The sequence below is a fragment of the Kitasatospora sp. NPDC001547 genome, from assembly GCF_042894165.1.
Taxonomy (GTDB): domain Bacteria; phylum Actinomycetota; class Actinomycetes; order Streptomycetales; family Streptomycetaceae; genus Kitasatospora.
In genome coordinates, this window is record NZ_JBIAVL010000014.1 from 115,204 (window position 1) to 127,963 (window position 12,760).

Consider the following 12,760-nt stretch of genomic DNA (forward strand, 5'->3'; position numbering starts at 1 on the left):
GGCCCGCGCCCGGGGTGCCGGATGGTAGGCATGGGCCGCATGGACTGGTTCGCCGCCCCGGACTACTGGCTGAGCCGGCTGCTCGTCCAACGCCTGCTCGCCGCGCTCTTCCTGATCGGATTCCTGGCCGCCGCCGCGCAGTTCCGCGCGCTGATCGGCACCGACGGCATGCTGCCGGTGCCCCGGTTCACCGACCGGGTCCCGTTCCGCCGGTCACCCGGCCTGTTCCACCTCCACTACAGCGACCGGTTCTTCGCCGCCGTCGCCTGGAGCGGCGCCGCCCTCGCCGCCGCCGTGGCGGCCGGGCTGGGCGACGCCGTCCCGCTCTGGGCGTCGATCCTGCTGTGGGTGGTGCTCTGGGGCCTCTACCTCTCCATCGTCAACGTCGGGCAGACCTGGTACTCCTTCGGCTGGGAGTCGCTGCTGCTCGAATCCGGCTTCCTCGCCGCCTTCCTGGGCAACGCCGACACCGCCCCGCCCGCCCCGGTGCTGTGGCTGATGCGCTGGCTGGCCTTCCGGGTCGAGTTCGGCGCCGGGCTGATCAAGCTGCGCGGCGACAGCTGCTGGCGCGACCTGACCTGCCTGCGGTACCACCACGAGACCCAGCCGATGCCCGGACCGCTCAGCTGGTTCTTCCACCACCTGCCCGCCCCGCTGCACCGGGTGGAGGCGGCCGTCAATCACGTCGTCCAACTCGTCGTACCGGTGGCCCTGCTGCTGCCGCAGCCGGTCGCCGGCTACGCGGCCTGCGCCGTCATCGCCACCCAGCTCTGGCTGGTCGCCTCCGGCAACTTCGCCTGGCTCAACTGGCTGACCATCGTCCTCGCCCTCGCCGCCGTACAGCCGGCCCGCCTCGGCCTGCCCGTCCACGCCCGCGCGTACCCCGGCGCCCCGGTCTGGTACGAGGCGCTGGTGATCGTGCTGACCGCCGCCGTCGTGGGGCTCAGCTACTGGCCGGTGCGCAACATGGTCTCCCGCGGCCAGGCCATGAACCGCTCCTTCAACCGGCTGCACCTCGTCAACACGTACGGCGCCTTCGGCAGCGTCAACCGGCTCCGCCAGGAGGTGGTGGTCGAGGGCACCGACGAGGCCGTGCTCACCCCGCACACCGTCTGGCGCGAGTACGGCTTCAAGGGCAAGCCCGGTGACGTGCGCCGGCTCCCGCGCCAGTTCGCGCCCTACCACCTGCGGCTCGACTGGCTGATGTGGTTCGCCGGCATCTCGCCCGCCTACGCCCGCCCCTGGTTCCTGCCCTTCGTCGCCCGCCTGCTGTCCGGCGACCGGGCCACCCTGCGCCTGCTGCGCCACAACCCCTTCCCGGACGCCCCGCCGACCCACGTCCGGGCGACCCTCTACCTCTACCGGTTCACCGATTGGCGCGAACTGCGGGAAACCGGCGCGTGGTGGCACCGCACCGCGCTCGGCGAGTACCTCGCTCCGGTCGATCTGCGCGCCCTCGGTCGGGCCGGGTTCCGGCCGCCGCTCGGCGGACGGGGCCAGGGGCGGGCCCGTGGCGTGCGGGAGGTGCCGCTGGAACGGTTCCGGCGGCGGGACGGTCTGTCGGGCGAACGCCCCGATCGTCCAGACCGGCCTGGCCGTCCCGATCGCCCTGACCGCCCTGACCGCCCCGACCGGCCTGGCCGCCGGCCCGACCGTCGGCGCGGTCCGTCCGATGGAGGGCGGCACGGGGAGCCGCGGTGAGGAGCCGTGAGCAGCGAGGACACCCGTCCGGAGCACCGCGGGACCACCCGGGCGGACCGTCCGGGTGGCGGCCAGGCGGGCGGTATGGCACACGACACCCGCCGTTCGGGGCGGTGGGTGCGTGCAAGGCTCGAACGGGCACCCGTATTCTGGGCGTCCACACCGGCAGCCCGACCGCGCGCCCCCCAGCCCCGTCCCAGGGGCGATCCCGCGCAACCGGTCCGCCGCCCCCTCGCCGCCAGCCCCGCCGTCGTCGCCCAGAACCGGACCTCACATGACAGTGCTTCACTCGCGCAACGCCGACGCAGCCGACCCGGCGGACGTCGCCGACGCCGCAGACGTCAAGGACCCCCAGGACGCCGCAGCGGAGCCCGACCTCCGCGAGGACCTCGGCCGCTACGCCGAACTCGGGGCCTTCACGCTCACCGCCGAGACCCACGCCTGGTACGCGGCCGTCGACACCGTCGCCACCCCCGAGGACGCCCGCGCCGCGTCCACGGCCCTCGCCGAACTGCGCGGCAGCGACCTCCAGCAGACCTGGGAGGCCGTCACCGCCCTCGCCGCCGACGCCAAGCTGGACGAGCCCGACACCGTCGCCAAGACCGCGCTGCTGGTGGAGATGCTCCAGCGGGTGCACCGCACCTCCGCGACCCTCTTCCCCGCCGCGTACGACGCCGACCTCGGCGCCCTCGCCGCCGCCACCGCCGACAGCGCCTGGCGCCGGGAGAACGGCGTCAAGCTCTCCTGGCTGCGCGGTCGCTCGCTGCGCAAGCAGGCCGTCGCGCTCGCCACCGACCGCCGCATCCGCCGTGAGGACCTGCACGAGGCCCTCACCTCCGCCGAGATCGAGCGTCGCGCCTGGGCCGCCCTCGCCCCGGTCGGCACCCTCCCGCGGGTGCCCTCCGACGGCGCGCTGGTCGACCGCACCGCCCAGGCCTTCGAGGCGATCAACACCGGCCTGCGCGGCCTCGCCCGCCTGCTGCCCGACCACGACCTGGACGGGCTGCCCTTCGCCGAGCTGATCGACCTGGTCGAGCGGCTTGCCGCCGACGAGGGCACCCTCTACCGCCTGCCCACCATCCGCAGCCTGCGCGCCGCCCTGGAAGAGGCCGGCCTCGCCGACCTGCTCGCCGAACTCGCCGCCGCCAAGGCCGACCGCCGCGCCGCCGAGGCCGCGTACACCGCTCGCCAGGCGCTGGCCGCCGGCCAGCGGGACGGGCTCGCGGAGGCCTCCGCTGTTGTCGAGGAGACGGCGGTCGAGGAGCCGAGTGCCGAGGAGGCTGCCGAGGCTGAGGTCGCGGCTGAGGTGGAGGTCGCCGCTGAGACCGCCGTCGAGGCCGGTGCCGAGGAAGCTGTGGCCGAGGAGACCGAGGCCGACGAGACGGCCGACCTGGCCGACGCCGAGGCGGCTGCCCTGCAGGCGCTGGCCGGTGGTCAGCGGGCCGGACTCGTGGAGGAGGCCCCGGCTCCGGTGACGGCTCCGGTCGGGGAGACGGACGAGGCCGCTGCGGAGACTGTGGCCGCCGAGACCGAGGCCGAGGCCGGGACTGAGGGCGAGACGGAGACCGAGGCTGAGGCCGAGGTCGAAGCGGAGCCGGGTACCGCTGCCGACGAGCCGTCGGCGGCGCAGGCTGAGGAGGAGGCCCCGGCCGCTGTGGTCACCCTACCGGCGCCCTCCCCGGCGGCCGACGACCTGGTGGCCGCCGCGACCGCCGCTCTGGCCGAGCCCGAGGCTGCGGACGAGACGACGGCGGAGGAAGAGCCGGAGGCCGTTCCGGTCGCCGAGGCCGCTGAGGTCGAGGAGACCGTCGCCGAGGTTTCGGTCGAGGAGCCGACTGCCGAGGCAGACGAGCCCGTGGCTGAGCCTGAGGCTGCGGACGAGACGACGGCGGAGGAAGAGCCGGAGGCCGTTCCGGTCGCCGAGGCCGCTGAGGTCGAGGAGACCGTCGCCGAGGTTTCGGTCGAGGAGCCGACTGCCGAGGCAGACGAGCCCGTGGCTGAGCCTGAGGCTGCGGCCGCGCCGGTGGGCGAGACCGAGACCGAACCCGAGGCCGTCACGGTGGAGCCCGCTGCCGAGGAGCCGGCCGCTGAGGCTGCCGAGCCTGCCGTCGAGGTCGAGCCGGTCGCCGAGACCGAGCCTGCGGCCCTGGTAGCAGCGGCGGTTGAGGCCGAGGTCGCCGAGGAGCCTGTCGAGGTCGAGGAACCGGCTGCCGAGGCCGAGGCCGAGACCGGGCCTGAGGCCGAGGTCGCGGAGGAGGCTGCCGAGGCCGAGCCGGTCGCCGAGGCCGGGCCTGAGGCCGAACCCGTCGTCGAGGAGCCCGCTGCCCAGCCCGAGACCGAGGCCGTCGCCGTCGAGGTGACGGAGCCGGTGGTCGAGGCCGAGGCAGCCGTTGAGGCGCCTGCGGTCGAGATCGAGGAGCCCTCCGTCGAGACCGAGCCCGAGCCCGAGCCTGAGGCCGCGACCGAGCCCGAGCCTGAGGCTGCTGCCGAGGCCCCCGCCGCTGAGCCGGAGGCCGACGCCCGTCCCGCGAAGCCGGACTTCACGCCCGGTCGCCCGGTGACGGCCTACTCCGCCGACGAGCTGCTCTCCGTCGTGCGGTGGGTGGACGGCGACGGTGTCGAGCGGAACGACGAGGAGTTGCTGCGGGCGGCGATGAAGGAGCTGGGCTTCGCCCGCCTCGGCCCCCGGATCAAGGAGGCGCTGGGCGCCGCCGTGGCCGCCGCGCGCGGCTGACGACGTACGGCCGAAGGGCCGAGGGCCCGGGACGCGAACACGCGTCCCGGGCCCTGTCGTGTTCGGCGCCGGGTACCGGGGGCGCCACGACGGGCTCGGCGATCGCCGGTCGTCCTACGAGGTGCCCGTACCTCCCGGACCGAACGGGTGGTGGAGGGCCTGCCGCAGCACGGCGGGGGCGGTGACCAGCGACGGTCCGTACCACGTCAGGTGTCGTCCGCTGACCAGTGCCGCCGGTGTGCCGGGGAACGCCTCCGGGCCGTCCTCGGCGGTGAAGCGGTAGGGCTCGTCCGCCAGGACCACCAACTCCGGTCGGCAGGCGAGAAGTTCGGGCAGCGGGACGGCCGGGTAGCGCTCGGGGTGGTCGGCGTGGACGAGCCGCAGGCCCAGACGGCGCAGCAGGTCCCCGGCGAAGGTGTCGCGGCCGAGGACCATCCACGGGCGGCGCCAGATCGGTACGACGGTCCGCGGGCCGGCGGGCTCCGCAGGACTGTCCCCGCTCCGGGCGCCACTCCCGATGCCGCGCCAGGCCGCCTCCGCCTCGTCCAGCCAGACCGGCCGGGGCAGCCCGCAGGCCGTGGTCAGCAGCCGGTCCAGGGAGCGGAAGGCGTCGTCCAGGGTGCGGATGTCGGTGACCCAGACCGGGACGCCGGCCGCCCGCAGCGCGTCCAGGTCGGGGCGCCGGTTCTCCTCGTCGTTGGCGAGGACGAGGTCCGGCGCGAGCGCGAGGATGGCGGGGACGTCCGGATTCTTGGTACCGCCGATCCGGGTGACGGACAGGTCGGCGGGGTGGCTGCACCAGTCGGTGGCGCCGACCAGCAGTCCGGGTGCGGTGGCGGCGACCGCCTCGGTCAGCGACGGCACCAGCGAGACCACCCGGCGGGGCGGGCGCGGCCCGAGCCGGACGGGGAGGTCGAGGTCGTCGCGCGGGGTGGTGGGGGCGGCCATCCGGCCAGCCTACGTCCCGGGCCTCGGCGACGTACGAACCCGCGTGCGTACGAACCCGCCTGCGCACGAGCCCGCAGGCGCACCGGCCGCGACCGGTCGCGAATTGCGGGGAACCCATCGCCCGGGCCGTCCGACTACCTGGTCCGGGTCCGCAGTACGGGCCCTCGGCACGGCCATCCAGCACCGTCACCGAGCACCACCCAGCACCACCACCGACCAGGAGAGAGTTGTCATGCGCCCTCGCGTCGTCTGCGGAATCGCGGCCGCCGTCGCCCTGTTCGCCACGGCCTGCGGAAGCGGGACCGAGGGCGGGCCGAACGCCTCCGTCACCGTCCAGGCCGGCCCGGGCGGTGGGTTCCCCGTCAAGGTCGCCGACTGCGCGGGCAAGGAGACCGCCATCGCCAAGGCACCCGCCAGGATCGTCACCAGCAACGCCTCCAGCCTGGAGCTGCTGCTCCAACTCGGCGCCGGCGACCGGGTGATCGGCACCGGCTTCCCACCCGGCAAGGGCACCCTGCCCGCCGCCCTCGCCGAGCAGGGCGCCAAGGTGCCGGCGCTCGGGGACAAGGGCATACCCAAGGAGAAGCTGCTCGGCTCCGGCGCCGACCTCTACGTGGACACCTTCGGTGCGATGCCGATGATGGGAGGCGGCGCCACCGGGCCGAGCGAGGAGGAGTTCTCGGCGGCCGGCATCCAGCACGTCTACCTGCTCTCCACCGCCTGCGCCGGCACGCCGAAGGCCGCCAAGGCGCCGCGCACCGACCTCGCCGGGATCGAGGAGGACGTCCGCCGGCTCGGCGCCGTCACCGGCACCGCCGCCCGGGCCGAGGAACTCGTCGCCGGGATGGAGAAGCAGCTCGGCGAGGTCCGCGCCGCGCTCGCCGCCGTGCCGGAGGGGCAGCGGCCGAGCTACTTCGTCTTCGACTTCGACGCCGGGACCAAGCAGCCGGTGGCGGTCTGCGGACGGCAGGTCGCCAACGCCGTGATCAGCCAGGCCGGGGCGCGCAACGTGTTCGCCGACTGCGACGCCGACTTCAAGCCCGGCTCCTGGGAGGACGTGGTCGCGAAGAACCCGGACTGGATCCAGCTGGCCGTACGCAACCGGGGCAGCGAGGAGGCCACCCGCAAGGCCTTCGACGAGGCCGAGGCGTTCCTGAAGGGCTTCCCCGCGACCCAGGGCCTGAAGGCCGTCCAGGAAGGGCACTTCGTCCGGCTCGGTTCCGAGGTGACCACCATCGCGGGGGTGCGCAACGCCGACGCCGTCCGGCAGATCGCCGCCACCGTCCACCCGGACCTGGTCAAGAGCACCGACCCCGCCAAGAACGGCCGGTAGTCGGTGACTTCGGCCATCGCTCGCAAGGAGCACGGCGAAGCCCGCCCGGCCCGCACCCTGCGGGCCGGGCCGCTGGCCGTCGTCCTCGTCGCCGCCCTGGTGGTCGCGCTGACCGCCGCCGTCTCGCTCGGCTCGGTGGACGTCCCGCCCGGCGAGGTCTGGTCGGTGGTCGCCCGCCGGCTCACCGGCCGGGCCGCCGAACCCGGCACCCGCGACCTCATCGTCTGGCAACTGCGGGTTCCGCGCGCCCTGTTGGCGGCGGTGGTCGGGGCCGGACTCGGCCTGGTCGGCACCGCCGTGCAGGCCCTGGTCCGCAACCCGCTCGCCGATCCCTACCTGCTCGGCATCTCCTCCGGCGCCTCGCTCGGCGCGGTCGCCACCATCGTCCTCGGCACCACCCTCGGACTCGAGCTCTCCTTCGGCAGCGCGCTCGGTCTCACCGTCTCCCTGGCGGCGTTCGCCGGCGCGCTCGCCGCGTTCTCGCTGGTCTGGCTGATGGCCCGGCGCGGCGGCGGCTTCTCCCCGCTGCGCCTGGTCCTCGCGGGCATCGGCATCGCCCAGTTCCTCGGCGGCGTCACCAGCTACCTGGTCCTGCAGACCCGCGACGAACAGCAGACCAGGGGCGTGCTGTTCTGGCTGATGGGCAGCCTCGGCGGCGCCGTCTGGGCCCAACTCGCCGTCCCTGCCATTGCGGTGGCGCTCGGACTGGCCCTGCTCCAGGCCCGCGCCCGAGGCCTCAACGCGATGCTGATGGGCGACGAGACGGCCGCCGGGCTCGGCGTGGACGTCGCCCGGCTGCGCCGCGAGGTCTTCGTCGTCACCAGTGTGCTCACCGGGGTGCTGGTCGCCGTCTCCGGGGCGATCGGCTTCGTCGGGCTGATGGTGCCGCACGTGTGCCGGCTGCTGGTCGGTGCCGACCACCGGCGGCTGCTGCCGCTGTCCGCGCTCACCGGGGCGCTGCTGCTGGTCGTCGTCGACACCGTGGCCCGCACCGCCCTGGACGGCCAGGAACTGCCGATCGGCGTGGTCACCGCCGTGCTCGGCGCCCCCACCCTGCTCTACCTGCTGGACCGACGACTGGAGCGCAGTTGAGGATCGCCGTCGAGGACCTGAGTGTCGCCCTGGCCGGCCGGACGGTGCTGGCCGGGGCCAACCTGATCGTCGAGGAGGGAGAGATCGCCGGACTGGTCGGGCCGAACGGCAGCGGCAAGTCCAGCCTGCTGCGCACCGTCTACCGGCACCTGCGGCCGAGCGCCGGCCGGGTGCTGCTGGCCGGACGGGACCTGGCGCAGCTGCGGCCGGCGGAGTCCGCCCGGCACATCGGGGCACTGCCCCAGGAGCGCGGCGGCGACTTCGAGTTGAGCGTCCGCGAGGTGGTCGCGATGGGCCGCACGCCCTACAAGCGGGCGTTCGCGGCCGACGACGCGGAGGACCACCGGATCACCGCCGAGGCGCTGGACCGGGTCGGCATGGCCGGGGCCGCCGACCGCCGGTTCGCCCAACTGTCCGGCGGCGAACGGCAACGGGTGCTGCTGGCCCGGGCGCTCGCCCAGCAGCCGGACGTCCTGGTCCTGGACGAGCCGACCAACCACCTGGACGTCCGGCACCAGGTCGAACTGCTCGCCCTGCTCCGCGAGCAGCGCCGCACCACCCTGGTGGCCCTGCACGACCTCAACGCCGCCGCCTCGGTCTGCGACCGGCTGCACGTCCTGCACGACGGCACCCTCGTGGCCTCCGGTACACCGCGCGAGGTGCTGACCGCCGACCTGCTGGCCGAGGTCTTCGGCGTACGGGCGGCAGTGGTCGAACACCCGCTCACCGGCGACCCGTTGATCGCCTTCGACCACCGCGCCCCGGCAGCGGCGGAGGCCGTCGTACCCGGTTCGGCCGCGCCGGGGCGGTAGTTCGTCCGGGCTCCCGTCCGGACGAGTAACTTCGAGATCACCCGGTCGTGAACCGTGTCGCCAGCCGCCAGCCGCCAGCCGCCAGCCGCCAGCCGCCAGGTCAGGACACCTGGCGGCTCTCGTAGTGGCTCGGCCGGCCGTCCCGCAGGACCAGCCGACCGAGCCGCGCGGCTTCTTCGCTGCGCAGCAACTCCCAGCCGCCGTCGGTCCGGTGGATGACCGCCGAGTGCCAGGGCGTGGTCCAGGCGTCGGCTGCCGCGAGCAGCCGGATGCCGAACTTGGACGCCCCGGCGGGCTGCGGGTGGATGGAGAGCCGGACGGCGCGTGGATGGTGCTCGGCGATCAACTCGCCCCAGGCGCGGCTGCGCTGGATCACGCCGTAGGCACGGCGGCGGCACTCCCGCTGGAGGGCGGAGCGGGTGCCGGTGAAGCCGACGGCGTCCTCGGTGAGGAAACGGGTGATGCCCCGGTAGAGCCGCAGCGTCCCCTCCTCGGTCAGCACCTGTTCGCGCAGCTCCTCGACGCTCGGCGCGTACCGGGCGTGCACCCGGGCACGCTTCTCGTCGTACGGGAGGTCGCCGAGGACGGCCCGCAGGTCGAAGGTGTCGAGGTGGGTCAGGCCCTCGCGGGCGATCATGGCGGTCAGGGCGTCCGAGTAGGCGTCTATGTGGTCGTCCGGGACGTCGATCAGGTCTCCGAAGATGTGCCCGTCCGAGCAGATCAGGATGCGGGCGCCGGGTGCGTGCAGTCGGCCGATCTCGGCGCAGAGCCCGTCGAGGAAGGTCAGCGACAGCCGTTCGCCCTCGTCCGGCAGGTGACCGAGCACCTTCGCCGGGTTCGGCGACTTGCAGGGGAAGCCGGGCAGCGTCAGGACGATCGGTTCGCCGGCCGCGATGAAGTCCGCCAACTGGGCCAGCTGGAGCGGGAAGTGCTCCGGGCGGGCGTCGAAGCCCGGGTCCGCGGCGCGGCAGCAGCAGCAGGCCCAGCACGCGGGCGGCGAGTCGCTCGGCCGAGGGGCGGTCCTCCAGGGCGGGGGCGACGGGGCTGGTGACGGCGGGGCTGGTGACGGCAGGGGCGGTGCCGACGGGCGGCATGGCGGGTCCTCCACGGAAGGTCGTGCGGTACGGCTTGTGGGCTGGGCTGGGCTGGGCTGGGGCTGCGGTCGACGGGTGTCGGGCTGCGGGCGGGCGGTGTCGGGCGGTGCCTCGGCGCCGGGGGTCAGTGGCGGTGGTCGTAGGCGACCGGCAGCCGGTTCACCCCGCGCGCCAGGACGGCGGGGATCCAGGCCAGGTCCGCGAGGCCGTCGCCGGGCGTCTCGGCCGGGCGCAGGCCGGTCAGCCGGCCGAGCAGGGTGGCGAGGGCGACCTGCAGTTCCGCCCGGGCCAGCGCGGCGCCGGGGCAGTAGTGGACGCCGTGGCCGAAGGCCAGGTGGGCGTTGGGAGTGCGGTCGAGGTCGAGGCGGTCGGGATCGGCGAACTGCGCGTCGTCGCGGTTGGCGGCGCAGAGCGAGACGATCACGGAGTCCCCGGCCGGGACGGCGGTGCCGAACAGGTCGCTGTCCTCGGCGAAGAACCGCCAGGTGGTGAGCTCGAACGCGGCGTCGTGGCGCAGCAGTTCCTCCACCGCGCGGGCGAGCCGGTCGGGCTCGTCGAGGCCCTCGCGGAGCCGGGCGAGCTGCTCGGGGTGGCGCAGCAGGGTGACCAGCATGGTGGTGATCTGGTTGGTGACCGGCTCCTGCCCGGCGACCAGCAGCTGGAACACCATCGAGTCGAGCTCCGCGCGGCTCAACTCCCCTGCGTCGTGGGCCGCGACGAGGCGGCCCAGCAGGTCCTCCCGGGCCGCCCAGCCCGGTGCCCGGCAGTCGGCGCGCTTACGGGCGACGACATCGGCGATGTACGTCTGGAGGCCGCGCAGCCGCGCCTCGTACGCCGGACGCCCGGGGTCCTGCGGCCCGACCGGCTGGACCACCTTGCCCCAGTCCCGGTCGAACCGCTCCGCCAACTCGGGCGGGAGGCCGATGACTTCGGCGAGTACCCGGAAGGGGTAGTGGGCCGCGAAGCCGGCCACGAGGTCCGCACCGCCGGACTCCGGCAGCTCGTCCACCAGCGCGTCGGCCAGTTCCCGGAACCGGGGGCGCAGCGACTCCACCCGGCGCGGGGCGAACGCGTCCAGGACGAGCCGGCGCATCGAGGTGTGCTTGGGCGGGTCCTGGTGGAGCAGGTGGACCTGGAGCTGGGAGTGCTGCGGCTCGGGCATGATCGACGCGCGTCGGCGCCAGTTGTCGTTGCCCAGCGCGTGGTTCTTGCCGAGCCGGGGGTCGTTGAGCGCGGCGTGGGCGGACCGGTAGCCGGTGACCAGCCAGGCGTGGATGCCGCTCGGGAACTCCACCCGGTGCACCGGCCCGGCCTCGCGCATCCGCCGGTAGAGCGGGTACGGGTCGCTCTTGTACGCCGGGCCGTGCAGCGGGACGGGGGAGGGGAGCCGGTCGTGCCCGTACGGGCAGTGCGGCGCGTCATCGGTGGCGCCCGGGTCGGGGATGGTGTCGGTCATCTGAGGCGGTCCTTCGGTACTGGTGTTGCGGGGCTCAGGACGTGGAGCGGCGGTGCAGGGCGAGCAGGGCGACGGCGGTGGCCGCGACCAGGGCGGCCAGGGTGATGCCGGCGCGGGTCCCGGCGGTGCCGCCGGCCCCGGCGAGCGAGGCGGATGTGGCGAGGGCCGGGCCGAGCGCGAAGCCGAGGCTGCGGGCGAGCTGGACGGCGGACCCGGCGGTGGCGAGCTTTCCGGGCGGGGAGGCGGACATCACCAGCGCCTGGGTGGGGCCGCCGTTGAGGCCCATCCCGGCGCCGGCGAGGGCGAGTCGCGCGGCGATGTCGACGGCGGACCAGCCGGTGTCCAGCGGGACGAGCAGGGCCAGGCCGAGGGTGGTGACGGCGGCGCCGGTGAGCGCGGTCGGCCGGGCGCCCCAGCTGTCGGCCAGCCGGCCGCCGATCCGGCCGGCCAGCACCATGCCGAGCGGGAACGCCAGCATGGTGAGTGCGGTCGCGGTGGCGCTCTCGCCCCGGGGGCCGCGCAGGTACTGGGCGAGCAGGTAGTGGCAGGCGGCGAAGCCGGCGGCGAGCGCCAGCACCGAGGCGTTGGCCCCGGCCGTCCCGGCGGCCCGCAGCACCTCGGCCACCGGCCGGCCGCCCGGGCGACGCAGCCAGAGCAGCACCAGCGGTACGGCGGGCAGAGCGAGCAGCAGCCACAGCGGCGCCTGCGGGGCCAGGGTGAGTCCGAGCAGCGTGGCGGCCACGGCGGCGCCGATCAGTGCGGCGTCGCCGAGCGAGGACCGGTCGGGCGGCCGCAGCCCGCCCCGGCGCGGGGCGTGGCGCCGCACGATCAGGACGGCGGCCAGGCAGACCGGCAGCTTGACGAGGAAGACCGCCCGCCAGCCCAGGTGGTCCAGCAGCAGGCCGCCGACCACCGGCCCGGTGACGGCGCCGAGTGGGCCGAGGGTCGCGGGCACACTCATCGCCCGGCCACGCAGCTCGGGCCGGACGGAGGTCGCGGCCAGCACCGGCATCAGGACGAAGAGCACGGCCCCGAAGGCGCCTTGGAACAGCCGGGCCGCGATCAGCCAACCGGCCCACGGGGCGCACGCGGCCAGCACGCTGCACAGGGCGAAGCAGCTGACCGCGAACAGCAGGGCCGAACGGGTGCCGACCTGGTCCAGCCACCGCCCGGCGGGCAACAGCGCGGCGACGAGCGGGAGTTGGTAGCCGAGCGTGGCCCACTGGGCGACCCCGGGGGAGACGTGCAGGCCGGTCGAGATGTCGGTGAGCGCGAGGTTGACCACGTTCATGTCGAGCATCGCGACGAACGACAGCAGACCGGCGGCCACGACCAGGCTCCAGCGGTCGACCGGTTGAACCTGATGGACCATCGGATATCGGGAGGCCGGGGTTGGTTGCACCGTCATGAAGTCCCTCCGTCTCCCGTGCTGCCGGACCGGACGCCGCCTCGGCGGCGGGGTCCGGTACAGCAGTCGGGCGTGCGGGAGCTCCGGTTCCGAACACCTGGGGGATTTCTTTCCCCCGGGGTGGTGTGCGTGCGGTGGGAGTGGAATTCGACGGCGCGCGGGGTGCCTGTGGCGAACAGCCG

The 12,760-nt window shown here is 74.9% G+C and carries 9 protein-coding genes; 5 read left to right on the forward strand and 4 right to left on the reverse strand.

The window, feature by feature from the left end; translation table 11 throughout:
- Positions 1–39: 39 nt before the first annotated feature.
- Both ACFY0X_RS24715 and ACFY0X_RS24720 read left to right on the forward strand, forming a co-directional pair.
- Positions 40–1,701, forward strand: a complete 1,662-nt coding sequence (locus ACFY0X_RS24715; RefSeq protein ID WP_387757778.1) for a lipase maturation factor family protein — start codon at positions 40–42, stop codon at positions 1,699–1,701.
- A gap of 274 nt (positions 1,702–1,975) precedes the next feature.
- Complete coding sequence (locus ACFY0X_RS24720) at positions 1,976–4,435, forward strand: hypothetical protein (RefSeq protein ID WP_387757592.1); 2,460 nt, start codon at positions 1,976–1,978, stop codon at positions 4,433–4,435.
- A 114-nt stretch (positions 4,436–4,549) separates the two neighbouring features.
- Here the strand turns inward: ACFY0X_RS24720 and ACFY0X_RS24725 are convergent, their stop codons facing one another.
- Positions 4,550–5,383 (reverse strand): helical backbone metal receptor, encoded by an 834-nt coding sequence (locus ACFY0X_RS24725; RefSeq protein WP_387757593.1) that lies wholly within the window; start codon positions 5,381–5,383, stop codon positions 4,550–4,552.
- Between the two features lie 232 nt (positions 5,384–5,615).
- Between ACFY0X_RS24725 and ACFY0X_RS24730 the strand changes: the two genes are divergently transcribed.
- Genes ACFY0X_RS24730 through ACFY0X_RS24740 form a run of 3 tightly spaced genes read left to right on the forward strand, consistent with a single transcriptional unit; the run spans position 5,616 to position 8,620 of the window.
- Positions 5,616–6,716, forward strand: coding sequence for an ABC transporter substrate-binding protein (locus ACFY0X_RS24730; RefSeq protein WP_387757595.1), 1,101 nt, complete (start codon positions 5,616–5,618; stop codon positions 6,714–6,716).
- A gap of 3 nt (positions 6,717–6,719) precedes the next feature.
- Positions 6,720–7,808 (forward strand): FecCD family ABC transporter permease, encoded by a 1,089-nt coding sequence (locus tag ACFY0X_RS24735; RefSeq protein ID WP_387757597.1) that lies wholly within the window; start codon positions 6,720–6,722, stop codon positions 7,806–7,808.
- A complete protein-coding gene (locus ACFY0X_RS24740; protein ID WP_387757598.1) occupies positions 7,805–8,620 on the forward strand; it encodes an ABC transporter ATP-binding protein in 816 nt (271 codons plus the stop codon). The genes ACFY0X_RS24735 and ACFY0X_RS24740 overlap by 4 nt, the downstream gene beginning before the upstream one ends.
- Before the next feature lie 100 nt (positions 8,621–8,720).
- On the opposite strand, the gene ACFY0X_RS24745 is transcribed toward ACFY0X_RS24740, so the two are convergent.
- From ACFY0X_RS24745 to ACFY0X_RS24755, 3 genes are all read right to left on the reverse strand, one after another.
- Positions 8,721–9,527 carry an L-tyrosine/L-tryptophan isonitrile synthase family protein gene (locus tag ACFY0X_RS24745; RefSeq protein ID WP_387757600.1) on the reverse strand — a complete coding sequence of 269 codons (807 nt, stop codon included), beginning with the start codon at positions 9,525–9,527 and terminating at the stop codon, positions 8,721–8,723.
- Positions 9,528–9,838: 311 nt separating this feature from the next.
- On the reverse strand, positions 9,839–11,170 hold the full coding sequence (locus tag ACFY0X_RS24750; protein WP_387757602.1) for a cytochrome P450: 1,332 nt from the start codon (positions 11,168–11,170) through the stop codon (positions 9,839–9,841).
- A gap of 34 nt (positions 11,171–11,204) precedes the next feature.
- Positions 11,205–12,578: an MFS transporter gene (locus ACFY0X_RS24755; RefSeq protein WP_387757604.1), complete on the reverse strand. Its 1,374-nt coding sequence runs from the start codon at positions 12,576–12,578 to the stop codon at positions 11,205–11,207.
- Between the last annotated feature and the right edge of the window lie 182 nt (positions 12,579–12,760).